Source organism: Paraburkholderia sp. LEh10, from assembly GCF_017814945.1.
In the GTDB taxonomy this organism is placed as follows: domain Bacteria; phylum Pseudomonadota; class Gammaproteobacteria; order Burkholderiales; family Burkholderiaceae; genus Paraburkholderia.
Genome location: NZ_JAGIPX010000055.1, coordinates 14,972 through 40,477, shown reverse-complemented (window position 1 = coordinate 40,477; position 25,506 = coordinate 14,972). Strand labels below are relative to the sequence as shown.

19 protein-coding genes and 1 pseudogene are annotated in these 25,506 nt (G+C 66.8%); 3 read left to right on the top strand and 17 right to left on the bottom strand.

Annotation, left to right across the window (positions count from 1 at the left end):
• Positions 1 to 16: 16 nt before the first annotated feature.
• Complete coding sequence (locus J8I87_RS32955; RefSeq protein ID WP_209936398.1) at positions 17 to 1,189, bottom strand: M20 aminoacylase family protein; 1,173 nt, start codon at positions 1,187 to 1,189, stop codon at positions 17 to 19.
• A 127-nt stretch (positions 1,190 to 1,316) separates the two neighbouring features.
• On the opposite strand from J8I87_RS32955, the gene J8I87_RS32950 reads away from it, so the two are divergent.
• Positions 1,317 to 2,267: a LysR substrate-binding domain-containing protein gene (locus J8I87_RS32950; protein ID WP_209936397.1), complete on the top strand. Its 951-nt coding sequence runs from the start codon at positions 1,317 to 1,319 to the stop codon at positions 2,265 to 2,267.
• A gap of 3 nt (positions 2,268 to 2,270) precedes the next feature.
• On the opposite strand, the gene J8I87_RS32945 is transcribed toward J8I87_RS32950, so the two are convergent.
• From J8I87_RS32945 to J8I87_RS32930, 4 genes and pseudogenes are all read right to left on the bottom strand, one after another.
• On the bottom strand, positions 2,271 to 2,762 hold the full coding sequence (locus J8I87_RS32945; protein ID WP_280923122.1) for an aldehyde dehydrogenase family protein: 492 nt from the start codon (positions 2,760 to 2,762) through the stop codon (positions 2,271 to 2,273).
• Between the two features lie 357 nt (positions 2,763 to 3,119).
• Complete coding sequence (locus J8I87_RS32940) at positions 3,120 to 4,511, bottom strand: NAD(P)/FAD-dependent oxidoreductase (RefSeq protein ID WP_209936396.1); 1,392 nt, start codon at positions 4,509 to 4,511, stop codon at positions 3,120 to 3,122.
• A 59-nt stretch (positions 4,512 to 4,570) separates the two neighbouring features.
• Positions 4,571 to 5,567 (bottom strand): annotated as a pseudogene (locus tag J8I87_RS32935) (cytosine permease).
• A 157-nt stretch (positions 5,568 to 5,724) separates the two neighbouring features.
• On the bottom strand, positions 5,725 to 6,678 hold the full coding sequence (locus tag J8I87_RS32930) for a LysR family transcriptional regulator (protein ID WP_209936395.1): 954 nt from the start codon (positions 6,676 to 6,678) through the stop codon (positions 5,725 to 5,727).
• A gap of 127 nt (positions 6,679 to 6,805) precedes the next feature.
• Between J8I87_RS32930 and J8I87_RS32925 the strand changes: the two genes are divergently transcribed.
• Positions 6,806 to 8,158 carry an NAD(P)/FAD-dependent oxidoreductase gene (locus J8I87_RS32925; RefSeq protein WP_209936393.1) on the top strand — a complete coding sequence of 451 codons (1,353 nt, stop codon included), beginning with the start codon at positions 6,806 to 6,808 and terminating at the stop codon, positions 8,156 to 8,158.
• 40 nt (positions 8,159 to 8,198) lie between these two features.
• On the opposite strand, the gene J8I87_RS32920 is transcribed toward J8I87_RS32925, so the two are convergent.
• Complete coding sequence (locus tag J8I87_RS32920) at positions 8,199 to 9,092, bottom strand: LysR family transcriptional regulator ArgP (RefSeq protein WP_209936392.1); 894 nt, start codon at positions 9,090 to 9,092, stop codon at positions 8,199 to 8,201.
• A 98-nt stretch (positions 9,093 to 9,190) separates the two neighbouring features.
• Here J8I87_RS32920 and J8I87_RS32915 point away from each other — a divergent pair, with 98 nt between their 5' ends.
• Positions 9,191 to 9,814 carry a LysE/ArgO family amino acid transporter gene (locus tag J8I87_RS32915; protein WP_209936391.1) on the top strand — a complete coding sequence of 208 codons (624 nt, stop codon included), beginning with the start codon at positions 9,191 to 9,193 and terminating at the stop codon, positions 9,812 to 9,814.
• 15 nt (positions 9,815 to 9,829) lie between these two features.
• Here J8I87_RS32915 and J8I87_RS32910 read toward each other — a convergent pair whose 3' ends face one another.
• The 11 genes from J8I87_RS32910 to J8I87_RS32860 all read right to left on the bottom strand — a co-directional run bounded on the left by J8I87_RS32910 (position 9,830) and on the right by J8I87_RS32860 (position 25,393).
• A complete protein-coding gene (locus tag J8I87_RS32910) occupies positions 9,830 to 10,801 on the bottom strand; it encodes an endo alpha-1,4 polygalactosaminidase (RefSeq protein ID WP_209936390.1) in 972 nt (323 codons plus the stop codon).
• Positions 10,802 to 10,865: 64 nt separating this feature from the next.
• Positions 10,866 to 11,819: a hypothetical protein gene (locus tag J8I87_RS32905; protein WP_409518853.1), complete on the bottom strand. Its 954-nt coding sequence runs from the start codon at positions 11,817 to 11,819 to the stop codon at positions 10,866 to 10,868.
• Positions 11,800 to 13,332, bottom strand: a complete 1,533-nt coding sequence (locus J8I87_RS32900) for a D-alanine--poly(phosphoribitol) ligase (RefSeq protein WP_209936388.1) — start codon at positions 13,330 to 13,332, stop codon at positions 11,800 to 11,802. Before J8I87_RS32900 ends, J8I87_RS32905 begins: the two co-directional genes overlap by 20 nt.
• Complete coding sequence (locus J8I87_RS32895) at positions 13,298 to 13,534, bottom strand: acyl carrier protein (protein WP_209936387.1); 237 nt, start codon at positions 13,532 to 13,534, stop codon at positions 13,298 to 13,300. The genes J8I87_RS32900 and J8I87_RS32895 overlap by 35 nt, the downstream gene beginning before the upstream one ends.
• A gap of 31 nt (positions 13,535 to 13,565) precedes the next feature.
• Entirely contained in the window at positions 13,566 to 15,176 is a 1,611-nt protein-coding gene (locus tag J8I87_RS32890; protein WP_209936386.1) for an MBOAT family protein, read from the bottom strand.
• A 5-nt stretch (positions 15,177 to 15,181) separates the two neighbouring features.
• Entirely contained in the window at positions 15,182 to 16,411 is a 1,230-nt protein-coding gene (locus J8I87_RS32885) for an alginate O-acetyltransferase AlgX-related protein (RefSeq protein ID WP_209936385.1), read from the bottom strand.
• A complete protein-coding gene (locus tag J8I87_RS32880; RefSeq protein ID WP_209936384.1) occupies positions 16,408 to 17,442 on the bottom strand; it encodes an alginate O-acetyltransferase AlgX-related protein in 1,035 nt (344 codons plus the stop codon). Before J8I87_RS32880 ends, J8I87_RS32885 begins: the two co-directional genes overlap by 4 nt.
• A 159-nt stretch (positions 17,443 to 17,601) precedes the next feature.
• A complete protein-coding gene (locus J8I87_RS32875; protein ID WP_209936383.1) occupies positions 17,602 to 18,306 on the bottom strand; it encodes an alginate O-acetyltransferase AlgF in 705 nt (234 codons plus the stop codon).
• A 15-nt stretch (positions 18,307 to 18,321) separates the two neighbouring features.
• Positions 18,322 to 21,003: a bacteriophage N4 adsorption protein A gene (locus J8I87_RS32870; protein WP_245254336.1), complete on the bottom strand. Its 2,682-nt coding sequence runs from the start codon at positions 21,001 to 21,003 to the stop codon at positions 18,322 to 18,324.
• The gene (locus tag J8I87_RS32865) at positions 21,000 to 23,213 is read right to left on the bottom strand and encodes a glycosyl transferase family protein (RefSeq protein ID WP_209936381.1); all 2,214 of its coding nucleotides are present in this window, start codon (positions 23,211 to 23,213) and stop codon (positions 21,000 to 21,002) included. Before J8I87_RS32865 ends, J8I87_RS32870 begins: the two co-directional genes overlap by 4 nt.
• Positions 23,210 to 25,393 (bottom strand): cellulose biosynthesis cyclic di-GMP-binding regulatory protein BcsB, encoded by a 2,184-nt coding sequence (locus J8I87_RS32860; RefSeq protein ID WP_209936380.1) that lies wholly within the window; start codon positions 25,391 to 25,393, stop codon positions 23,210 to 23,212. The genes J8I87_RS32865 and J8I87_RS32860 overlap by 4 nt, the downstream gene beginning before the upstream one ends.
• Positions 25,394 to 25,506: the final 113 nt, after the last annotated feature.

Genomic DNA, 25,506 nt, shown 5'->3' with positions numbered 1-25,506 from the left:
CCGTCTCCCGAACGCGTTAGACCAGAAACGCCTGCGCGAGACGCACCCAATAGGCGGCGCCCGTCGCGAGACAATCGTCGTTGAAGTCGTAGCCCGGGTTGTGGACCATGCAGCCGCCCTCGCCGTCTCCGTTGCCGATGATCAGATACGCACCCGCGCACTGTTCGAGCATGAACGCGAAATCTTCGCTGCCCGTCAATGGCTGCATGTTCCCGATCAGGCCCGCGTCGCCGACCCAGTCGCGCGCGACCTGAGTCGCGAACGCCGTCATCGCGTGATCGTTGACGAGCACCGGGTAGCGGCGCTGATAGTCCATCTCCGCACGCGCGTGATACACGGCGGCTTGCGCGTGGACCACTTCCTGAATGCGCGTCTCCAGAAAGCTGCGCACGTCCGGCTTCAGCGCCCGCACGGACAAGCGCATTTCCGCCGTCTCGGGAATCACGTTGGACGCTTCGCCCGCGTGAATCGCACCGACCGTGATGATCGCCATGTCGAGCGGCGCGACGTTGCGCGACACGATGGTCTGCAACGCGAGCACGATCTGCGCGCACACGACGACGGGATCGACGGCCTTGTGCGGCATCGCGCCATGTCCGCCGTGCCCCGTCACCTTGATGACGACGGTATCGGACGACGCCATGAACGAGCCCGGCAGGAAGCCCAACTTGCCCGTCGGGTGGCCGGGCATGTTGTGCATCGCGAACACGGCATCGCAAGGAAACTGCTCGAAGAGACCGTCTTCGATCATTTTTTTGGCGCCCGCAAGGCCTTCCTCGGCGGGCTGGAAAATCACGTTCAGCGTGCCGTCGAACGAACGCTCCTGCGCCAGGTGTTTCGCCGCGGCCAGCAGCATCGCCGTGTGACCGTCGTGGCCGCATGCGTGCATCTTGCCGGGCAGCTTGCTCGCATAGGGCAGGCCCGTCTGTTCGTGGATCGGCAGCGCGTCCATGTCGGCGCGCAGGCCGAGCCTGCGCGCCCCGCTGCCCACTTTCAGTTGCCCTACGACACCCGTCCCGCCCAGCCCGCGCGTCACGCTGTAGCCCCACTCGGCGAGCTTTCCGGCGACCAGATCGCCCGTTACGTGCTCTTCGTACGCGAGTTCGGGATGCGCGTGAATGCGGCGGCGCAATGCGATCATTTCGTCTTCGAGGTCGGCGATGCCGGCGGGGATGACCATCGTGTTCACGCTGCTGTCTCCTTTGAATATCTGTGAGACCAGCATAGCCAACCGTTTCTTTGACGGACAGGCGGGAAACGGTTACGGTGACAACCGGTAGTTGTCACCCGCGGTGCCACCCCGCATACGTCTGACCATGAAACTGCATCAGCTCAGCACCCTCGCCGCGATCGCCGAAACGGGCAGCATCCGGGCGGCCGCGCGCCAGATGGGCCTCTCGCCCGCCGCCGTCACCAAGTCCGTGCGCGAACTGGAAGCGGACCTGCGCGCGCCGCTCGTGATACGCAGCCCGTCGGGCGTCGCGTTCACCGAGTACGGCCGTGCGCTCGTCGTGCACGCGCGGCTCGTGCTCGGACAGCTTGCGCGGGCGGAAGCCGAGCTCGAAGCGATGCGCGGCGCAGCGGCGGGCAAGCTGTCCGTCGGCGTGACGCCATGGCTCGCGCTGACGTTTCTGCCGGAGACGGTCAACCGCTTCAAGCAGAAGATGCCCGACGTGCAACTGGAGTTTTTCGAAGGATTGCTGGCCGTCGTGCAGCCGCGCCTGCGCGACGGGAGTCTGGACTTCTCGATCGGCCGCCCGCCGCCTGCGTCGCCGCAATCGGAGTTTCATAACGTGCCGCTCTTTTCGACCCATTCGGCCGTGGTCGCGCGGCGCGGCCATCCGCTTGCCGAATGCCGCACGCTACACGACCTGCAGGATGCCGAATGGGTGCTGAACTGGGACCCGGCGAGCAGCGAGTCGATGGCCGACAATCTGTTTCGCAAACGCGGGATGAAAGTGCCGCACACGATCCATCTCGCGCATTCGTTTGCGATCGTGCTAGGCCTGCTTCAGCAGACCGATTTCCTCAGCATCTTTCCGTGGCCGCTCGTCGAGGTGAGCATCGCGAAGGACAATTTGCGCGCGTTGCCGTTGAGGGAAGTGGTCGATGAAACCACTGTCAGCATCACGTCGCGGCGCGGCGTGCCCATCAGTTCCGCGGGCGCGTGGTTTATCGAGTGCCTGCGCGAAGTAATCGATGAAGGCGCGCGGTCGCAAGACGCCGACCGCCGCCGCCTGTTTCATTCGATCGAACTGCTTTTTTAACGCTTATTTCGCGTAACCCACCACGCACTTGATCTCAAGAAAGTCTTCGAGACCAAACTCGCCGTATTCACGGCCATTGCCCGACTGGCGATAGCCGCCGAACGGCGCTTCAGGCGAGTACTCCGCGTAGTTCAGATAGATCGTGCCCGTGCGCAGACGCTTCGCGACGGCGCGCGCCCGTTCCAGCGACGCCGACTGCACGTAGCCGGCAAGACCGTAGATGCTGTCGTTGGCCATCGCGACGGCTTCGTCTTCCGTGTCGTAGCCGATGATCGACAGCACCGGCGCAAAGATTTCTTCGCGCGCGATCGTCATATCGTGCTTCACGTGGCCGAAGACGGTCGGTCGAACATAGTACCCATCGGCGAGACCTTCGGGACGTCCCGGGCCGCCAGCCGCGAGCATGTTTGCGTACTTGCTCACTGCGTTGCCAACGCACTGGCTAACGCCTGACCCACGTCTCGCGCTTGCGCCCAGACATACGGCATCGAACATCTCGTCGCCCTCATTAGCGTGGGAACGTTGAGAGCCCGTGGGCAGGTGCTGTACTCGGAACGTTGGGGGCCCGTGGGTAGAAACAAGGATTGGCGGGGTGAGCCCGCTTTCTTTGCTTACTTTCTTTGCGGCGGCAAAGAAAGTAAGTGCCGCCCCGCACAGGGGCAACGCTTGCGCCGCGAGGCGCATCGCGGATGCCAGCGATAGCGGCAAAACAGACCGCAATCGCGGATGCCAGCGACAGCGGCAAAACAAATCGCATCGCAGATGCCAGCGAAAAGGCAAGGCGAACCACACGGCGCATGCCCCAAAAAGCCTGGCAACCCCAACAGCGTCGCAGACAAAAAAACAAAAAAACTACATCGGAAATCCCAGCGCCTTGATGGAGTTGATCCACCACCTGCGCCAGCCACCGCGATCATCAGCGCCATCAAACGCATTAAACGTGATCTTCGCCGCAATCCAACGCACCGGCTCCGGCGGAATATACGACGGCCCCTTCCGGGAAATATCGAGCGACGTAATCAGCGTATCGCGATTCCATAACATCTCGAGCCCCATGCGCGCGCCGAACCGGCTGCCCGCGACGCCAAAGCCCGTATACCCCGCGACAAACACCGTCTTGCCACCGTGATACTTGCGCGCAAACACCGCGCCGCGCGAACAGTAGTCGATCGGGCCGCCCCACGCATGCGTGAACTTCACATCGCCCAGTTGCGGGAAAGTCCGATAGAACGCTTCAGCGAGCTTGTAATACGTGCGCTCGTCGCGATCCTGCGCCGGGTTGTTGTTGCCGCCGAAGTGATAGCTGACACGCCCACCGAAAATAATGCGGTTGTCCTTCGTCAAGCGGAAATAGTTCAGCTGCGTGCGCGTGTCGTACACCCCCTGGCGGTTCGCCCAGCCGATGCGCGCCATCTGCTCCTGCGTCAGCGGGCTCGTAGCAATGATGTGATCGCGCACCTGCATCACCCGACGGTTGATGTCCGTCACGCCGACCTTCGCCGTGCCCGTGCCGAGCAGCACGCGCGGCGTCTCGACGCGTCCCGCCTCCGTGTAGACGATCATCGTGGCGCCACGCTCTTCGAGATGCGTCAGCGGCGAATGCTCATGCAGCCTCACGCCGAGTTTCAAGGCGGCCGCCTTCAGGCCCCACGCGAGCTTCGCCGGATGAATCGTGCCGCTGCGGTTGCGCGACCACATCGCGCCCGCAAACAAAGGCGAGTTCAACTGCTCACGCGCCTCGTCACTGTCGAGCAGCACGACATCGTGCCCGTGCGACACATGCAGTTCGAAGTCGTTGTGCAAGTGGCCAAGATGCTTTTCTTCGACGGCCACGGTCATCTCGCCGTTCCATTCGACATCCGCTTCGATGCCATAACGTACAAGCGATTGCTTGAAACCATCGAGGTTCTCTTGCCCAAGCCGCTCGAGCACGTCGAGATCTTTCGGAAACACGCGCGTCGCGTTCGGCAAGCCATGCATCACGGACGTCGAAATGATGCCGCCGGGCCGGCCCGATGCGCCGTAGGCAACCTTGCCCGCTTCGATGAGCACGACGTCGAGCTTCGGATCGTTCTCCTTCGCCTGAATCGCGGCCCACAAACCCGTAAAGCCGCCGCCGACGATCACGAGATCGGCCGTGGTCGGCCCGATCAGTTCGCGTTCGACGGCGGGCGCCGCCGGGTTGTCCAGCCAGTACGGAAACAGCTTTACGCCTTCGAATGCGCGTTTGACCGACTCGCTCATCTTCTCACCTGCTCATTTCCAGTCTTTGATAGGGGTGCCCCCAGGGCGCTTCGGTTGTATTACGCGGCGTCCTGCGTATCGAACAGTTCTTCGCGCGGCGCCGTCATTCTGCCGCCGCGCGCCGGATGCGGCTCGACGGCCTTGATCTTCGCATGCGTCGCCTTGTGACTGCCGCGCAGCCAGCGACGGCCTTGCGGACCATAGACACCGTCCGGCTCCGGAAAGCATTGCAACAGCGTGACGTACAACACGAAGGCCATCGTCAGCGCAACGGGCAGGCTGATATCGGTGCCGCCCGCGAGCCCGCCCAGGGGACCGACGAACTGATCGGGCAAGTTGACGAACGCAAGGCCCGTCAGCGCGCCCGGAATCCACGCGCCCATCGCGCGCCAGTTCCAGCCGTGCGTGAACCAGTAGTGACCGCCGCGGCCGCCGCGATTGAACACCTGCAGATCGTCCGACAGATAGAAGCCGCGCCGCGTCACATAGCCGATGATCATCATCACCATCCACGGGCAGCTGCACGAGTTGATCAGCACCGAGAACGTCGACACGCTTTCGACGAGGTTGAACACGAAGCGCCCGAGAAAGATGAAGCCGATCGCCGCACAGCCGATCAGGAACGTCGCACGCACACGGTTGAGCAGCTTCGGGAACATGCTCGACATGTCGAGGCCCGTGCCGTACAGCGCCGTGGTGCCCGTCGACATGCCGCCGAGACCGAAGAAGAACGACACGAACGTCGCGATCTGCGCGATCATCACCGCGAGCATCGTGCGATGCTTCGGCGTGTTCTGCGGAATGTAGCGCGCCCAGTCGCCCATCGTCGATGCGAACGAAACGGGATTGCTCAAGGCGACCAGCACGGCGCTCACGAACGCCGGCCAGAACCGGGAAGCTGCCGAGCACGGAAGTCGAAAACGTATTGCAGCCGCCGAATAAAAGCCGGAACAGGTCAACGGGCCGCGCGTAGCGCGAGCGGTCAGGAATGCGTTCGAAACCGAACGTCTCGACGGTCGTGATGCGGGTGTTGTTGCTGTCGATACTGCGGCTCATGTCTCCGACTCCTCTGACGGCCAGGGCAATCACCGCGGCTCGCGGCAGTCACGCGGCGTCCGCTTTTCGCAAATGTCTGGCTGCCACTGTAAAGAGAAACAATGCGCGCACAAATCTCGTTGGCACAATCGTAAACGTCGAAATGAATCGGCAGCTTTCACGCGCGGCGGCGCTTTCTTGCGGCCGCAACCGACGGCATCGGAATCGGCACGCTGCCCTTCATCCCCTCGTCGATCAGGAAATCGCGGAACAGGCTCGCGACGTGCGGCAGACGCTTGTCCGACACATGCATCACGTACCAGTCGCGCTCGATGGGATTGTGCGGCAGCGGCAGCAAAGCGAGCAGGCCCGCCTGAAACTCCAGCGTGCATGCGTGCAGCGACAGGAACGAAATGCCAAGCCCCGCTTCCACCAGTTGCTTGATCGCCTCGTTGCTCGACAGTTCGGAGCCGATATGGATCTTGTGCCCCGCCTGCCTGAACAGGTTCTCGACCGTCGAGCGCGTGCCCGAACCGCGCTCGCGCACGAACAGGTTCGCCGATTCCAGATCGCCGAGCGTGAGGCGCTTGCGCTTCATCAGCGCATGCGACGGCGACGCGACGAACGCCATCGGGTGCTTCGCGAACGCGGTGGCAACGGTGCGCAACTCACGCGGCGGGCTGCCCATTACGGCGAGATCGATTTCATGCGTCGCGAGCATGCGGATGATGTCCGCGCGGTTGCCCACCTTGAACTGCACCTTCACTTGCGGCCGCGCTTCCGTGAAGCGCACGAGAAACGGCGGAATCAGATATTCGGCCGTCGTGATCGCGCCGATGCGCAGCGTGCCGCCCTGCTCGCCGTGCAACGCGGCCAGGTCGTCGGCGGCGCCGTTCCACAGGTCGAGGATTTCGAGCGCATAGCGCGCGAGGATTTCGCCCGCGGCCGTCAATTGCACGCCGCGTCCTACGCGCTGCAAAAGAGGTGCGCCGGCCGCCTCTTCAAGCAACCTGATTTGCAGCGACACGGCAGGCTGCGTCAAGCGCAATTCCTCCGCTGCGCCCGACACGCTGCCGAGCTTCGCCACCGTATGAAGCGCCTTCAATTGACGAAACGTCGCCGCCTTTAACATAAGCCTTAACCTATATATCGCGTACAAACATTAAATTGTGCTGCTGATTTCCCCGATTCTATACTCGACCTGACTGATGCAGTTAAGGCATGAATCGAATTCAAAACGTCTCAGGAGAGTACCCATCATGGCCTCGATCGATCGACACACAGCAAGCAGCACACAACCTGCGCCGCACCGGATCGTCATTGTCGGCGGCGGCGTGGGCGGACTGGGACTCGCTACGCGTCTTGGCGAATCGCTCGGCAAGGCCGGGCACGCGCAAGTCGTGCTCGTCGACCGCTCGCCGACGCACTTCTGGAAGCCGCTCCTGCATGAAGCCGCGTCGGGCCAGATCGATCCCGCCACGCATCAGCTGCAATACGCGGTGCAGGCGCGGCGTCATGGCTTCGAATTCGAACAGGGCTCGCTGCAATCGCTCGACCGCGTGCAACGACGCATCACGATCAGCGCGACGCGTGACGCGGACGGCCGTGAAGTGCTGCCGGCGCGTCAGGTCGCATTCGATACGCTGGTGCTCGCGCTCGGCAGCGTGACCAACTATTTCGGCGTGCAGGGCGCGGCGGAACACGCGTTGCCGCTGGAGTGCGTCACACACGCGGAAACGTTCCGGCGCAAGCTGCTCGATGCCTGCACGCGCGCCAATCACGCACGGCGCGTGAGCGGCGCACAGCAGGTACAGCCCGTGTCGATCAACATCGTCGGCGCGGGCGCGACGGGCGTCGAGCTCGCGGCAGCGCTGCGCGACAGCATTCGCCTGATGCACCGCTACAGCCTCTTTGCGCTCGACCCGGAGCGCGACTTCTGCATCCGGCTGATCGAAGGCACGGATCGCGTGCTGCCCGCGCTGACGCAACGCATTTCCGCGCGCGCCCAGCGGATTCTCGGCGGGCTGGGTGTCGAAGTGTTGACGGATACGCGCGTCACCGAAGTGTGTGGCGACTGCGTGCGCACGCACGATGGCCAGCATCTGCCGAGCGATATCGCCATCTGGACGGCGGGCATCGCAGGGCCGCCCGTGCTGCGCGTGCTCGACGGCATCGCGGTGAACCGCAACGCACAGGTGCTCGTGACCCGCACGCTGCAAACCACCACGGATGCCAATGTGTTCGCGTTAGGCGATTGCGCGGCGTGTCCTTCGCATCGCGACGGCTTTCTCGCACCGCGTGCGCAGGTCGCGCATCAGCAGGCGATGTTTCTGGCGCGCGCGCTGAAGTGGCGGGTCCGTGGCGAAGCGCTGCCCGAATTCACGTATCGCGACGCGGGCACGCTGGTCGGTTTCGGCGACGTCGGCACGATCGGCAATCTGAGCGGTCTGCGCGAGCGGCCTGTGTTCGTCGATGGTTGGCTCGCGACGGTCGTGTACAGGCTGATCTATCGGCGGCACCTGATGTCGCTCACGGGCTTCGCGCGCATGACGCTCGACACGGCGAGCCATTGGCTGCGGCGTCGCGTGCATCCCGTGATCCGGCTGCATTGAGCGTTGCATGAAGCGCTGCCGTGCAAGTGGTCAGTCGCGTTCAGTCGAGAAACTCGGCTGAACGCTTGCGCAGCGCGGCCCCGAAATCGTCGAGCCAGCCGATCGACAGCCGCCAGCTCTGCCAATACAGATCGACATCGAGATGCTTGCCCGGCACCATGTCGATCAACTCGCCGCTTTCGAGTTGCCCGGCGATCATCCGCTCCGGGCACATGCCCCACCCCAGCCCCGTCGCGCACGCGCGCAAGAAACCGGAGACGTGCGGAATCCAGTGCGTCGGCGCATCGAACGCGGTGCGCGTGATCTTGTGCACGAAGCGCTTTTGCAGCTGGTCTTTCGGATTGAAGTCGACGCACGGCGCCTGTCGTAACGTATCGCGCGTGACGCCTTCGCTGAAATAGCGCTCGTAATACGCGGGCGTGCAAACGGCGAGATAGCGCATGCGTCCAAGACGCGTCGAGCGGCAACCCTGCACGGGCTCCGATTGCGTCGTCACGGCGCCCTGCACGCTGCCGTCGCGAATGCGCTGCGCCGTGTGGTCCTGATCGTCGATCACGAGGTCGAGAAGCATGCCGCGCTCGACGCAGAAGTCCGCGACGGCATCGACGAACCACGTGCCCACGCTGTCGTCGTTGACGGCGACGCGCAACGACGGCCACGGCTCCAGCAACGCGCCCGGCAACTCCGGCATGCGCCCGTTCAGTTCGGCTTCGAGCAATTGCACGCGCTCCGTATGCCGGCACAGCAGCGCGCCCGAGCGCGTCGCCGTACAAGGCTGCCCGCGCTTGACGAGCACGCTGCCGACGCGCTCCTCCAGCAGCTTCACGCGCTGCGACACAGCGGAAGGCGTCACATTGAGCGCGGCGGCCGCGCGGTCGAACGAGCCGTGGCGCACGACGGCCGCGAGCGCATCCAGCAGGGCATAGTCGAGCATTAGCGTTCCTTAAGCAGCGTTACCGATATTAGCTTCTCTTATTCTATCGATCGCGGCACACTCATGCCATCCGATTCCTCCTTCCATCAAAAAACACCATGAACTGGCTGGCTTTTTCGCATGGCGCCGCACTATGCGCGTCGTTGATCGTCACTATCGGCGCGCAGAACGCGTTCGTGCTTCGTCAAGGCATCATGCGTTCGCATATCGGCAAGATCGTGCTGCTGTGCACGCTGTCGGATTTCCTGTTGATCGGCGCGGGCGTCGGCGGTGCGTCGGTGCTCGTCGAACGTTATCCGACCTTCATTCACGCGCTGTTATACGTGGGTCTCGCGTATCTCGCGTGGTTCGGCATCAGCGCGCTGATGCGCTCGCTGCGCCCCGGTCACGCGATCCTCGACACCGATGCGAAAAACGATCCCGCGCCGGCCGCGCAGCGCGCATTGCCGATCGTGCTGATGACGCTCGCGTTCACGTGGCTCAACCCGCATGTCTATCTGGATACGTTTCTGCTGATCGGCACGGCGGGCGCGCGTGAAGCGCAGGGTTCGCGCGCCGCTTTCGCAATCGGCGCGATGAGCGTCAGCGCGGTCTGGTTCGTTGCATTGGGCTATGGCGCGCGGGCGCTCGCGCCGCTCTTCAGGCGCGCCACCGCCTGGCGCGTGCTGGATGGCGCGATCGGCAGCATGGTGCTGCTGCTCGCCGTCACGCAGTTGCGCTGATTCGCGCCCGGCAGGCTACCCCTTGAGCGTGACGCTGATGAGCGGCTCTGCGTCCTTGATGACCGCCCGGCTCACGCCGATGGTCTGCAACCCGCCATCCGTCACGTACGGCACGATGCCGAGCGCCCCGATCTTGCGCACGATGTCCTCGCGGCACGCATCATCGCCGGGCGCGCAATAGTCGATCGAGATCACGGGCAACTGGTAGCGCTCGTGAACCTCGCGCGCTTCGCCGAGCAGCCATTCGCGATCGCGGTCGGGCACTGCGCCGTAACGCTGATTGGTTCGATCCCATCGGCCGAATAACGATTCGAACGCGACGGCCGCAACCTGATCGTGCACCTGCGGCAGGATCTCGAAGCCCCGGTTGAGGATCAACTGCGCTTGCGGATAGCGTGCTTTCAATGCATGCAACACCGCGACGAGACCCGCCTGCTGCTTTGCACGCGCTGCGTCCGTCTGCGCGACGCGCCGATACGAATCGAGCGTATCGAGGAAAAAGCCGCGATAGCCACGTTCCCACAGCGGCTCGATGATTTCATCGACGAAGAACGCCGGCCATCCCGGCGCGGTCTGATCGACAACCGCCGAGTCGTGCATCGAGTCGCGCGCCGAATCGTGCATCGCGTCGCGCGCGTCATCGGCGGCCAGCAACCACGTGTGTGGCATTTTCGCGTAGTAAGCACGCGCCTTCGACACTTCGCCGACGCTCACGTACGCATACCACTTCGGACAATGCGCCAGATGCGCAGCCGGATCGAAACCGCTATCGGGTTCGAGCACGACGGTATCGAACGATTCGAACTGCTCCGCGCGCACATTGGCCCCGTAGTAGAACGCGACGGCCCCGATGCCGCTTGCCGACACCCGCTTGCACGCGGACAGTGCGGGCCGCAGCCACGCGACCGACAGCAGCAGGATCGCCACCGCGGCGCACGCGGCGACGATCCAGGAGACGCCCAGATGCGCGAGAGAAGTGGCTTTCATGGGCGTCTCCGTGTTGTCGTATCCACTTGTCGTATCCACGTTGGCATCGGGGGTACGGGGCGCTTCAGCCCGCCATGCCCCGCAGTTCCTGCACGAGTTGCGCCGACACGTAATGCGGACCGTCGAAAAGATAGGTCCGATAGCCGCGATAGGCGCGCAACTGCGGCGCCAGTTCGGCCGCGCTTGCTGCGCGAAACCCGCCACCCACGGCGGGCCGAAAGGCCTCGGCGATGACGCGTACGCGCGCCTTGCCGAGCCGCGCCGCCAGTGCATCGGCGTATTCGCGCGCCGCCGCCGGGCCGCGCGCATACACGCCGCAACCGTCCTGCAAAAACACACCGACGTCGTGCGGCAACCAGCCGTCGAGCCACGCGGCGAGCGTCGCGCCGCCGATGTTCGAATTGTCGTACACGCTGATCCACAGCGGTCGCGGCAAGGCTCCGAGCAACGGTGCGAGCCTCGCCGCGCCCTGCCACGTCGGATCGACCTCGACGGGAAAGTAGTAGCCGTCGACATGAACGGGCGGCCTTGCAGCCACGAGGCGCTTCGACTGCTCGACGAGCCGCGCCATCTGCGCCCGCGCGCCCGTTTCGTCGAAACGGCCCGCGAGACCGACGATCACATTGCGCGCCCACGGCTCTTGCGCAATACGCGTCCAGTCGGGCAGATGGCTGGACGTCTGCAGACGCACGGACGATGGCTCCTGCTGCGTCGCGGTGCCCGGCAGGAACGAGATGTCATCGACGGCCGTCCATTGCACGAGCAGGTCCGTCACGCCGAGCGCCTGCCAGTCGCCGCGCGGATCGACATGGTCTTCATCCAGTTGCCAGACGACGCCTTGCGCCCACGCCGCCGCATCGCCGGCGCGCGGCGTGGAACAGGCGGCCGTGAGCGCGGCGCTCAGACCCGCGGCGAGCAGCGCGCGCCGGCGCGGCGACGGCGGCTCCTGAGCGGCTTGAGTAACCTGAGCGGCCTGAGCCACCTGAGCGGCCATCCGTTCAATGCTGTGCTTTGAGATGTGCGTCACGGTAATTCTCGGCTAACCGTGCGCGGTCGATCTTGAAGTTGACGGTGACCGGCAACGACGCGCACGCCAGCAGTTCAGACGGAATCATATACGGCGGCAGGCGTTCGGCGAGCCGCGCTTTCCAGTCGCGCAATGCATCGGGCAAGCGGCCGTCGCCGGCGCCCGTCGCGACGAACCCGACGATGCGCGCCACCGAGCCATCGGGACGCCGCAACGGCACGGCCGCCGCGCTCGATACGCCGTGCAGCGCGCGCAACGCCGCATCGATTTCCATCAGTTCGATCCGGTAGCCGCCGATCTTGATCTGATCGTCGATGCGGCCGTGGCAAAACAGCAGTCCATCGCTTTCGACGGCGCCCAGATCGCCCGTGCGAAACGCGCGCTGCCCGTCATGCATGAAGAGGCGCGCCTCGTTCAGGTCCTCGCGGTTCAGGTAGCCGCGCATCACGTGCGGACCGGCGATGCACAACTCGCCCCGATCGACGAACACCGCCGCGCCGCGCTTCGCGTAACCGACGGGCAGGCGCGCATGCTGCGCGAGCAACGCATCGTCGACGACTATCGACGTACTCGCCACCGTTGCCTCCGTCGGCCCATACGTATTGATGATCCGCGCTGCGGGGAAGCGCAGGCGCAATTGCTTCGCGAGCGTGACGGGCAGCACTTCGCCGCAGAACAGGAACGTCGCGAGGGCGGGCAAGCCCTGCTGCGAGAATGCCGGGTCAAGCAATTGCTGTTGCGCGAACGAAGGCGTCGAAACCCATGTCGTCATGCGATGCCGGGCAAGCGTATCGAGAAACGCGCTGCGCCGCGCCGTCAGTTGCCGCGATGCGAGCACTGCCGTGCCACCGAGCGCGAGCGTGCCGAACAGTTCGTACATCGACAGATCGAAGCTGAACGGCGCCTGGTTCAGAAACACAGGCGATGCGCCGAGCGCGAAATCCGCCGCCATCCAGTCGGCCAGCGCGGCCACGCTCTCCCGGCCGATCTGCACGCCCTTTGGCTCGCCCGTCGTGCCCGACGTGAACAGCACGTACGCGAGACTCTTCTCACGCAGCGGCCGCGCCGCGCACCGTTCGCTGTCGTCCCTCGCGTGCCGCGCATCCGATGCCACGTTCAGCGGCACGAACGCGTCAGCCGCCGCATCGAAAACGATCCGCGCCCCCAGCGTCTGCGCGATGCGCCGCAGCCGTTCGTCGGGATAGATCGTATCGACGGGCACGAACGGCGCACCGAGCAGCAGCGCGCCCGTCATCGCGACGAAGAACGCTGCTTCCTTGTGGCCGCGCACGATCACGGGCACATCGGCTGCGAAGCCATGCTCGCGCGCCCGCTGCGCCCACGCGTCGGCGGCTTGCGCCAGTTCGCGCCAGCGCAGCGCGCGATCGGCGCCGATCACGGCCCATGCGTCCGCGCGCGTGTCGGTGTCGACAAAGCGGCTCGACGGCAGATCGAATCGCACGACGCGCCTACCCGTGCGCGGCGACGAACGCGCTGAGCGCATCCACGCTCGCGAGGTGCTCGGCGATTTCGGTGGGCGGAATCCGCACGCCGAACTGCATCTCGACGCCCATCACGATTTCGACGGCGAGCACGGAATCGACCAGCCCCGTTTCGAGCAACAGCTCGTCGCCGCGCACGCCGCGCAGGACGACCGATTCGACCAGCGACGCCACCTCGGCGTGCAGCGTTTCGTTGTGAGTCATCGTGTGATCCTTGCAAGTACCGTTTTGACAATCAGAACTGGAAGTAGAGAAAACGCACTTCGCTATGCAGTTGGGCGACGCAGAACGCCAGCGCGCCGAGCATCGCGAGCGTCCAGCGCAGCGACGGCCGCCATGTCGGCGCACGCGCGGTTTCAGTGGCGCGTTCGAGCGCGGGCGAGAAGAGGCCCATCCATTGATGCGAGTTCGGCGCACACCAGACGATCGCCAGCAACGCGGCGATCAAGAGCGCCAGCGTCGAGCGCCCGGCGACGAGGCGCAGCCAGCCCGCGAGGTCCGTACCCGCCGCGGTCCACGCGGGCCAGTCGAGCGTCTCGATGCCGCGCAGTCCGGCCATGCCTTGCAGCAGCGCGAGCGCATCGCCGACGCCATGCGCGCGAAAAAACGCGAACGCGACGAGCGCGGCGGCGAAGGTCAGCAACACATTGGCCGCGTGACGCACGCGCGTCGCAAAGCCGCTTGCCCGCGCGGCACGGGCGGCGGGCGACGCGGCCCGCCATGCGCGGTACGCGTGATTCACGCTCAGATACGACGCATGCAGCAAGCCATAGATCAGGTATTGCCAGCCTGCGCCGTGCCAGATGCCCGCGAGCGCCATCGTGTAGCAGGTCGGCACGGCGACCGTCGCCGCGAAGCCGCTTGCCGAGCGCTGCGCGAGACGTCCGATGGGCAGGCCGCGCGACGCACGGCCACGGTTGATGCGCATCGCCAGCGGGTAGTACAGGTAGGCCGTCAGGTAACGGGTGAGCGTCATGTGCCAGCGCTGCCAGAAATCGATGATGCTCGCGGCCTTGAACGGCGAATTGAAGTTCAGCGGAAAGCGCACGCCGAACATCTTCGCGAGGCCGACGGCCATATCCGAGTAGCCGGAGAAGTCGAAATACAGCTGCAATGCGTAGGCCATGCACGCGCCCCATGCCGCGAGCCACTGCAACGCGTGTGGCGCTGCGAAACCCGCGTCGGCGTACGGCGCAATGGTGTCGGCGAACAACACTTTCTTCGCGAGACCGATGGTGAAGACGAAAGCGCCGACCGACAGGTTCTCGGCCCGAAACCGGCAGGTTTGCGGCTGCGCGAACTGCGTCATCGTTTCCTTGTGATGCAGGATCGGACCGGCGATCAGATGCGGAAAGAATGTGACAAACTGCACATAGCCGAGCAGGTCCCGCTCCTTCACGATGCCCGCGTCGCAGTCGAGCAGATAGCCGATCTGCGTGAACGTGAAGAACGAAATGCCGAGCGGCAGGATCACCTCATGCATGCCTTGTTCGAGCCATCCGGCGGGCACGACGCCGCTTGCGTGAACGAGCGCGCCCAGTATCGCGGCCAGATACTTGTAGCGCACCAGCAGCGCAAGGTCGGCGGCGACGGCGAGGCCGAGCAGCCAGCGCCGCCGCGCCGATGACGCGGGCGCCGCGACGATCGCACAGCTCATCGCGTAGTTGAAAGCGATCGAGACCAGCAGCAGCCCGACGAACGCGGGGTTCCACCATCCATAGAAAACGATCGACGCGCCGCACAGCCACGCGGCCGCCGCGCGCGGCATGCGTTGGCCGAGCAGATAGTAGCCGGCCAGCGCGGGCGGCAGAAAGAGCGCGAGGAAGATGAACGAATTGAATAGCATCGGGATCAGTCCTGTCCGCCCGCGTGAGGCGTCGAGCGTGCGCCGGCAGCGGCAGCGTGTGCATCGAAGGGCGCATCGACGGGTGCATCGACGTGCATGGACAGCGCGTCCTCCGACATTTCCCAGATCACGACACGCACGCTTTTGGGCCAGTTCGCCCGCTCGCGCCAGGCTGACTGCATCGCGCGGTCGAACTGGCCGTCGTCGAGGCTGACGTTCCACACTTCGCGCCCCAGTTGCTCGCCAAGACGCTCGGCAAACGCGCTGCGCCGTGAAAATGAACTGCCCGCGAGCAGCACTTCGGCAGCCGGTCCGTCGTCGAGCAGGCCGCCGCTGCGCTGCGCGCGCAGCGTCTGCGCCGCCACGATGTCCGGCGCGGGGCGCCACGCATCCGGCACATCGTCGAGATTCGCTAGCTTCAGTAGATCGCCGACGCGCGGCGCGGCAGGCGCCGTCATATGCGTGAAGACCGTCTCGCCGCGCGCGCCGAGCATCGGCAGCACGGCCGCGCCGACAGCCTGCGCGGCCGCCTGCGCGCCGCGCGCGTTCCAGTGCACATCGGTGCGAAAGAACGCGGGACGCGCGGCCTGCAACACGGGCAACAGGCCGACCTGCGCGACGCCGCTTGCGCTCAACGCGCGCTGCCATGCGGCAAGCCGCTGCGTCAGCCGCGCGTCCTGGCGCAGCCCGCACAGCGCCTCGCTTTCGACGCGCGCCTTGTCCGGCACCGTGACGACCAGCAACTGGATGCCCATGCCGCGCAGCGCATTCGCATAGCCGCGCATCGTCGCGATGCGCGCATCCGTCAGCGCATCGCCGCCATCGGCATGCACTGGCGCGTCGTCGCCCGGCTGCACGGGCGCGCGCACGCCGTCCGCGTAGAACAGCCAGCCGGGGCACCCCTCGCGCACCTGATGACCGAGATCACCGAGCATCCCGTAGCGCGCCGCCGCCTGCCAACGCTGCAGCGTGCGCGCATAAGGCACGTCGAGCGCGCGATCAAGATTGCGCCCCAGACTGCCGTCGCGCCAGCCGCGCATATCGAACGACGCGCCCGCGCGCGACTGCGTCCCGAGCGAGGCCAACGCGCCGGCGAAGCCGAAGCCGAGCAAAAGCGCGACCAGCCACGCGATGCGTGCGTGCGAGCCTGCGCTTTGTCGCGCCGCGTCCGCGTCACGGCAGGTTCCCGCTGCCCCCGCTGCGCCCGCCCCCGCGTTTCCAACGGTCTCGCTCATGCCGCGAGCGCCGTCGCGACACGCGCAACGAATGTATCGTCCGTCATCAGCGAAGCGGCGTCCCACTGCCCCGCCGCGCCGGGCAGATTCATCATTTGCCCTTCGTTGAATTGCCAGACGAGCGCCTGCGGCGGATTGGCCTTGAAGGCGGGCGATTCCAGATAGTTGAGCAGCGTCTTCCACGGGCCGGTGTCGCCGAAGGTCCATGTGAGACCCACAGGACGGTCGATCGCGTTCGACAGCTTTTGCGGGAAGCCGAGATACGGCTGCACCATGCTGTTGCCCACCACCTGCACGACGGACGGTCCGCCTGCGACGAGCCCCTGCGGCGCGGCGCACGCCGTGCGCACGATGAAATGGTCTTTGCCGATCGCCTTCTTGCGCTCGGGCGGCAGCAGCGCCGCAAGGTCGCCGTAGTGGACCTCCTCGTTCCATTTGCCGAGCCGCGTGCCCGCTCCCGCGCCGCCCTTCAGCGGACCCGCCGCGACGATGAGGTCGGCGGCGCGCTGCGCAACGGCCTCCGACGAATGACCGCTCCAGTGATAGTCGGCGCGAATATATTTCTGCTGCGCGGCATCGACGGCAGCGATCGCGGCCTGCGTATCGACCATCCGCAGGCCCAGCTCGTTTGCGTGCCACTGGATGGCGGCAAGGCGCGCCGCCACGGCGCCCGAGAGTGCGACGCCTTCGGGCAGATGCTCGGGGCACGCGCGCGCCTTCAGCGGCGCGATCACGATCACGCTGCGAATGCCGCGCGCGTCGAGTTTGCCGGTGGCCCGGCGGATCAGGTCGAGGGCTTTCAGACAGGCAGGCGTCGCGTCGTCGCTGAAGCTCTCCCAGCCCGGGTAGAGCCACAGGTCGCGGCCTTCGATGACACTCGTCGATGCCGCCGCTTGCGCGCGTCGCGGCGCAAGAGCTATCGATCCCGCTAACGGCGCTGCCGCGAGCGCGAGCAACAGGCGGCGGCGCTGGCCGTCGACGGGCTGGGATTGGACGGGCAGCCGCGTGAGCGGATGGCGAGCGTCGATCATGTCGTGAATTCTCCGTAGCTGTTTTGCGTTGCTAGTTGGTGAGGTGGAGCAAACTCATTCGAAGCCCCACGCCCTTGCAAAAACCTCTGCCAAAGCCGTGGCAACAGCGTTCGCGCACGCGCGGCGAACGGTGTCGACGGCGAACGGTGTCGAAAGGCATCAGCGCGCGGCGGGCGGCCAGGCGAGCGCATCGCGCGCGCCGCTCAGTACCGGCTGGCGGGCGTCGCCATGAATGAACAGGCTGTAGCTTTCGCCCGCGGCGAGCGGCGGCAGCGGCAGCGGCGCGCTGGCCGCCGCGCCGCACCGCCCCACCAGCTTTGCGCTCACCGGGTTGATCGCGCGCGCGTCCTGCGCGCCGCTCGCGAGCTGCGCGAACACGGTCGGCCCCGCGCCGTCGACGCTGATCTCCGCGCTGCAGCCCGGCACGAAATTGAAGGCGCGCAGCGTCGCCTTCAGGCCGTCGACGCGCCCGTAGCGGCCCGCGACGCGCATCGCGTGCCAGCCCTTCGCATCGTGGCTGAGCGCCACCGTGACGGCGTCGCCCGGGTGGCCGGTGGCGGCCGTCGCGTCGGCCAGCGCCTTGCCGTCGACGCTGACATGCATCTGCGTAGCCGGCGCAAGCACGCTGAAACGCGTGGCCGCGCCCGGTGCGAGCGTCTGCGGCGCTTCGCTGCCCGCCAGCGCGACGCGCGCCGGCAGCGGCGACACGTTGATCACGCGCAGATATGTCGCGTCGTCGGGCGGCTGCGGCCCGTACAGGCTCGCGACATCGCCGGCCGCGGCGTGCGCTGTCGCGGGCAGCAGCAGCGCCATCGCGGCCATCGATGCCGCCATGCTCCCGTCGATCGGGCTGATTCTGTTCATGTGATTGATCCAGTTTCAATACGAATAAATGGCGCCGAAGAACACGCCGCGGGCGCGCTCGTCGCCCGTGATCTTCAGCCGGTACTGCACCGACAGATCGATAAACGAGCGCGGCGCGTCGTAGCGGCCGTCGCGGAACCAGTAGCGCGTCGAAATGCCGACGCCCGCGCCGACCGGGATGCTGTGATCGACATTCGAGTCGTAGTCCGCGCCGATCACCGCGTACGGGAACACCGTCCATTTCGGGCTTACGCTGTCCATGCGGAACGTGCGCCCCACTTCGACATTGGTGGTGCCGTAGACGCTGCCCGCGTTCAGATAGGCGCCCGTCTCCGCGTACGCCTGCAAGGTCCACCACGACGGCACGTCGATGCGCCTGCCCGTGCCGAAACCGCCTGAGTACGCAAGCCGCGCGAGCCAGTCCGGATGGGTCTTCGAGCCGATCGCGACGATCCGCTCGAATGCGACGATCGCGTCGACCTGAGACAGCGGCTTCGCGCGTGCGCCGAGTGCCGCCTGCGTCGTGGAGATGCCCGTCGCGCCGCCGTTCTTCACGCCGAAGCTGTCGTAGCCGCGCGCGTACAGTTCGAACATCCGGTCGCCCAGGCTGCCGAACGGGCGCCAGTACGCCTCGACGCCCGCCTGCCAGTTGTTCGACGTGCCCGGCGTCGTCGATGTCGCGTAGCCCGGCTGGATACCCGCGCCGCGATAGTTGAGCGACGCGTCGAAGCCCCAGTCGCGCGTCGCCTGGGCGTGCGCGCTGCGCATTTCGTTCAGCTGCGCGGGCGTGGCGGGCGTGGCGTCGGCGGCGGGCCTGGCACTGGCGTCGATCGCGCGTTCGAAGTACTGCGCGGCTTCGCGGTTGCGATACGCGTTAGCGGCGGCATACCCGGCATCGGCATTCGCGGATACAGGCATGACTCCCGCCTTGTCGGCCATCCGGAAATGCTGATACGCAAGCCGGTTCTCGCCTGCCCGCTGCGCGATATAGGCGGCCGTCATGTCGGGCATCGCGTCGAGCATGCCGGCAGCGACGAGCGCCCGCGCCTCGCGCGCCGCGGCGCGGTCGTCGCCCGCCGCGCTGAGCACGTTGATCAGCTCGACACGATGTTGCGGATCGTCGGGCGCGGCTTTCACCGCTTCGCGGGCACAGCCGAGCGCGCGTTGCGTGTCGTTCGCCGCTGCCGCCGTCGCCGACGCGCGTGCCGCCGCGAAGCCGGGGTCGGCGGCGTAGAGGTCGCAGGCCGCGCCGAACGCGTCCACGACGCAGTCGATCACCGGGCGGCGCGCAGGATCGATCGAGCCGGTGGCCGTGACGGACGCTTCCTTCGCGGCCGCCCCGGCGGCATGCGTCTGCGCGAGCAGCCGGTGCGCCTGCGCGCGGCGCAGCGCAATCGGGAAATCGGTATCGTCGCCAACGGTGGCGAGCGGCGTGAGCAGATCGAGTGCGCGCTGCGGCTCGCCTTCGGCAAGCCAGACATCCGCGATGATCGCGCGCGCGATGCGCTTGTTGCGCCGGGTCGCATCGCCGGCTTTCAACGCGTTGCCGAAGTCGGCGTCGGCTTCGTCCATGCGGCCTTGCGCCGCCAGCACGTAGCCGCGCAGCACGAGCGGCGCGATTTCGCTGTCGTCGGCGGCAATCGCCTCGCTTGCGGCAGCCTGCACGCCGGGCAGATCGTTCGCGGCGAACAGCGCGTCCATCAGTTGCACGCGATAGTTGACCAGGTCCGGCGCATAGGTGACGGCCTCGCGGGCATGCTCGACCGCGTGCGCATAGTCGCCTCGCGCGCGTGCGTCGAACGACGCGCGCGACGACTTCGGCGCAAGACGGCTGCCGATGAAGCTGCGGCGCACGCGCAGCTCCTCGTTGTCGCCGAAGCGTTTGACGGCGTCGAGATCCGCGTTCCATGCCTGCATATCGTGACCGCCGGCGCTCGCGGCATCGACGAGCAGCAGCCGCAGGCGCAGCAGATCGGGACGCAGTGCGATGGCCTCGTTCGCGTGGTTGACGGTGCTGTCGAAGTCCTTTGCGTTGTAGGCCTGGTAGGCTTGCTGCGCGGCGCTCAGTGCGGCGCCCGTCAACGCGTCCTGGTCGTTCGGCTGCACGCGAGGCGCATGCGCGACGGCGCGCGTCGACGCGTTCAGCGCATCGATCTGCGCGCGGCGCGACACCAGCGCCGGATCGCGCCCAAGCTGCACGATCGCATCGCCGAGCGCCCGGCTCGCTTCGCCATACCGGCGTTGCGCGGCAAGCGCGTTGGCGAGCAGCACGCGCAGCGATACCACGTCGGGCCGCTGGCGAATCGCTTCGCGCGCGCCCGCGACGGCGGCGGCGTAGTCGGCACGGCCATACGCGGCATAGGCTTGCTGCGCGACGCGATACGCGGCGCCCGTCAGCGGCAGCGGATTGCGGTCGGCCGGAATGGCGCGCGGCGCGTGCGCGACGCCTTGCGCGTACGCGGACCCCGCGCCGCACACGACGCCTGTCATCATCGCGGCCGCCGTCATAGCCGCCGTCACAGCCGCCGTCATTCCCGCCGTCGTCGTCATCGCTGCCGTCGTCGCCTTCAAGGCCGACCGCCACGACGCCGTGACGCTCACGCGCGCAGGCTCATCGCTGCAATCCGGAACGGCCGGCCGCGCACACGGCGAAGCACGCCACACAGCCATCAGCGCGTTGATAAATGAATCGGTCATTCGGATGCCGCCAGCGCGCCCTGCAGGCGGCGCTGTTGCTGGATTACGTTGTCGAGCGCCGCGCGCGTGATCACGTCGCGCGCGACCATGTAGTCGCCGATACGGCCGTGTCGATCCGGGCGGTAATGCTGCATCGCGGCTTCGAAGGCTTCGCGGCTCACATGGCCGTGCTCGATCAGCAAATCGCCGATCAGCGGCACGCTGCGCGCAGGCGCGGACCCGGCAGCGTCGTCAGCCGCGTCTTGCGGCGCCGCCACCTCGACGCCGCGCAGCGCGCGCAGCCCGGCGGCGATCTCGCCCTCCCGGACGATGTGCTGCACGACGGGTCCCGCGAGCAGCGCGCCGAGTTCGGCCAGCACGGATTCGGCGAGCGGACTCGCCGTCAGCAGGACCGTATGGGCGGCGGCGGCATCGGTTGCGCCCGCTCCCGCGCTGCTGTCCTGTCCTTCCGGTGCATCGGCCTGCGGCAACGCGCGATGCCGCACGATCACCTCGAGGGGCAGGCGCCCGGCATCCGCTTGCAGCCGCGATAGCTGCAAACGGCCGCGCGGCAGATCGGCCTGGAACGCGATCGCTTCCGCCAGCGTTTCCTCGTCGAGCCAGCCTTTGGCCATCAGCACGCGGCCGAGCGGCGCTTCGCGCGCATGGCTTTCGCCGAGCGCCAGTTCGAGCTTGTCGGAATCGATCGCCTGCCACGACAGCAGCAGCTCGCCCAGACGCTGACGGCGGTTGTTGAAGCCGTCCGCCGACGGGAAGTCGTGCATCGTCTTGTCCCATGCGAGCCGCTTGCCCGTCACGAGATGGGTGACGAACAGCTTCCATGCGCGCGACACAGCCATGAAATTGACGAAGTTGCCCACCACCATGCGTGGCACTGACAGCACGCCATGCTCCCAGCCGTACAGCCGCGTGACGAAATAGACGCGTTGCACGACGCGCAACAGCAACGCGCCCGCGTTGGACCACAGCAGCACGTCGAGCCACGGCGAGTCGGAAAACGGCGGCGCGATCAGCTCGGGCATCCAGCCGAGCAGCCCGGCGCCCGCGAACAGCAGGAACTGCAGCAGCAGCACGTACGCGAGGATGCCGACGATCGCGGTCACGACGCCCTTGCGGTCGCGAAACAGCAGATAGCGATTGGCGAACGATCCCGTCCAGCCTGTCTGCTTCCAGCCTTGCAGGCCGATGCCGAGCGTCCAGCGCGCGCGCTGCCGGTAAGCGGTGCGAAACGTGTCGGGAAAGAATTCGCGTACGCACAGCGGCATCGTGACGGTGATCTCGCGCTCCTTGCCGAAGCCGAACCATGCGTTGCGCCGTGTCGAGAACTGCACCGGGAAGCGCGCGAAGATAGACTGCATGCCCATCTTTGCGAGACGCGCGCCGACGTCGTAATCCTCGGTCAGGCTTTCGGTGTTGAACGGCTGGTTGCCGGTCTCGGCGATCAGCCCAAGCAGCGCGCGCCGCGAGAAACAGGTGCCGACGCCGGCCGACGGCACCGAGCGCGCGAGACTCTCGCGCACCACGAGGTCTTTCGCGTGCCACTCGGCGAACTCGTCCATGTACGTGCCCGCCACCAGCTCGAACCAGTTGCGCTCGAGCGACGCCACGGGCAGCTGGATCATGTCCTTGCGCGGCAACAGGTAGTTGAAAAAGCGCAGTTCGACGGGATGCAGCACGTCCTCGCTGTCGTGCAGCACGACGCCCGCGAATTCGATGCCGGCTTCGCGCTCGTAACGGAAGATCGCCTGGATCACCCAGTTCAGGCAGTCGGCCTTGCAGGTCGGGCCGTCGTGCGGCACCTCCACGCGGCGCAACTGCTTGTAGCGGCGGCGCATCCGTTCCACTTCGGCGATGGTCTGCGGATCGTTCTGGTAGGTGCCGATAAAGACGACGTAGTTGCGGTAGTCGAGCACCCGCACCATGTCCTCGATCATCGCGGCCACGACGTCGTACTCGTGCCACGCGGGCACCATGATCGCGAGCGGCTGCTCTTCGCGCTGGTACAGTTGCGCGCTGGTGAGCGGCTTATACGCGCGCTGCACCGTGCAGCGTCGCCAGATCGTGCGGACCCAGTACCAGAGATCGATGAACAGGTCGTCGAGGCTCGACAGCAGGATGACGAACGCCACCGCCGCCGAGACGTATTCGAGACCATGGTAGTAATGGGCTACCGCGTAGCCCGCATACCATTTGAACAGCGCTAAGCTCACGACTTGTCCTGGCTGCGGCGGCGCGCAATATGCGCGATCAGCAGCAACGAGACCAGCAGGCCGACGAAACCGGCGGCGGCGCCCCAGGCCAGCCAGCCGCGCAGATACCACGGCCGCCCCAGATCGTCGTCGATCACTTCGCCCGGATGGCGCGTATCGAACTGCCGCAGCGTGCCGCTGCCGTCGACGATCGCGATGTCGCCGCGCGATAGCTGGAACGACGCCGGCAGGATCGCGGCGGTGTCGCCCACCGTCCGGTACACGATGCCCCGCACGCTGCCCGACTCGACGGCCTCGATGACGCCGACGCGATTCAGGCCCGACACATCGGCGAGCATCCTGCCCGACGCATCGACGAGCGACAGGCGGTCTTTCGACAGACGCGCAACGCGCTTTTCGTCCGCGAGCGTCACGTCGGCCGCGAGGAACACGCCCTTCGGGCTGACCGCCTCGCCGTCGCGCGCGACGCTGAAGCTGGCGCGCTGCGGCGCGATGCCGCTCGCGTTCGCGAGGCTCGCGACGCGCGGCAGCACGCGGGTCGCGTCGTTCAGATACGCGGCGGGCACGATCACGTTCGCGTCCGTCGCGAAGCGCGCGACCATGCCCGTGAAGTCGTCGCCGGGCGTGGCGTCGGCGAGCGTCAGATGGCTGCTCGGCAGCACCGCGACGGGATGGTCCTGTCCGCGCGACTGGCAGCCGCCTTCGGGCTGGCGCCGGAACACCACGCGCAGCAGGTTGTTCGGCGCCAGCGTGTAATGCGGCACGCGCGCCTCAATGCGTTGCGGCTTGCCGTCGGCGTTGAGCAGTTGCGAGCCGATCAGCACGTCGTTGAAATAGATCGACGCCGTCTGCCCTGCGTGGTTCGCCGTGGGCACGGCTGCCACGTCGAGCACGACGGACTTCGGCAGCTTGCCGTTGCCCGAGGCCGCGCCAAGGTCGAAATTCGCGTCCCAGACGGCGACGTCCTGCACATCGAGCGTGCGCGGCTGGCCGCCGAGCAGCGCGAGCGAGATGCCGTCGCCGCGCGTATTCGGCGCGTCGTCGATCTGATGCACGATGAGGCGGCTCGTGACGTCGATGGGACGCCACGCGCGCGCGAGCGCCGCGACGGCGTCCTTGTCGCCGACCACGATCGCCGTTTGGCCGCCCAAATGCGCAAGCCGCACTTCGCCCGCCGCCAGCGGCTTCGCAATGGGCTCGATCGCGCGGGCGCGCCACGCGTCGAACGCATCGGCCGCGCGAGGCGCGGCGCTCGCGACCTGCTCGCGTAATGCGTCGAGTTCCGTGTTGAGCGTGTTGCGCAGCGTGTCGTCGGCGACGATCAGATCGGGCGCGAATGCCGGGCGCGGCGTCAGTGCGACCAGCGCGCCCGCTTCCGCGGGATTGGCCAGCGTGTGCGATCCGCCCGCCGCCAGCGCGGCGAACGCAGGGATGGCGCGCAGCGGCACGGGCACGTCGATGCCCGACAGGTCGACGGTGTCGCCCGCGACGGGCCACGCGCGCGTAACGGGCGTGCGGCCATCGCGCTGCAGCAGCGACTCGAGGCGCCAGCCGGCGTCGAACGCTGGCGCGCCGAGCGTGCGTGCGCCGAGCATTACCACGGGCTTGTGCGGCAACGCGCTCCACGCGCCGCGCAAATCGGTGATCGAATCGGGATCGTAGCGATAGGTGAAGCGCGTGGTCGGCGCGATCCGCCAGACGTTGCCGATCGCCGTCTGATCGGCGCACACGCTGTCGTTGACCACCGACGACCAGTCGAGGCCCACGCGCACGAATCCGTTCGCGCGCGGCGCGCCGTCCACGCCGAGCGTCGCCGAGCCGTCGCCCTGCTCTTGCGCCGGACTGCGCGAAAACACGGGCGAGCCGTCGAGCGAGACCAGCATCGTCGTGCGCCCGCCGTTGCCGCGCAGATAGCCGCCGTCGATCTGCAGCGCGGCATCGCTCAGCGTGACGCCCGCGGGAACCGGGAGATACAGTTCCTGACGGCTATCCGGCGCGCGCAGCACGATCGGGTCGTGCAACCCCAGTTCCGTCAGCACGACCGTGCGCGTCGCGAGCCGGCCGCTGCCGAGATGCGCGAAGCTGCCGGCCACGTCGGCCGGCTGTTGCGCATGGGCGGCCGTCGCGAGCAACAGCAGCGCGGCCCATGCATTCGGACGTGAACGCGCAAGGCGGGGCATGGAGATGGCGGGAATCACTTGGGTTATCTCTCGATCGACGCGCAACGGGTGAAGCCGGTTGCACGGCATGGTTAATCTGGAACGGTCGGCGGCGGGCCGTCACGGTCTGCGAG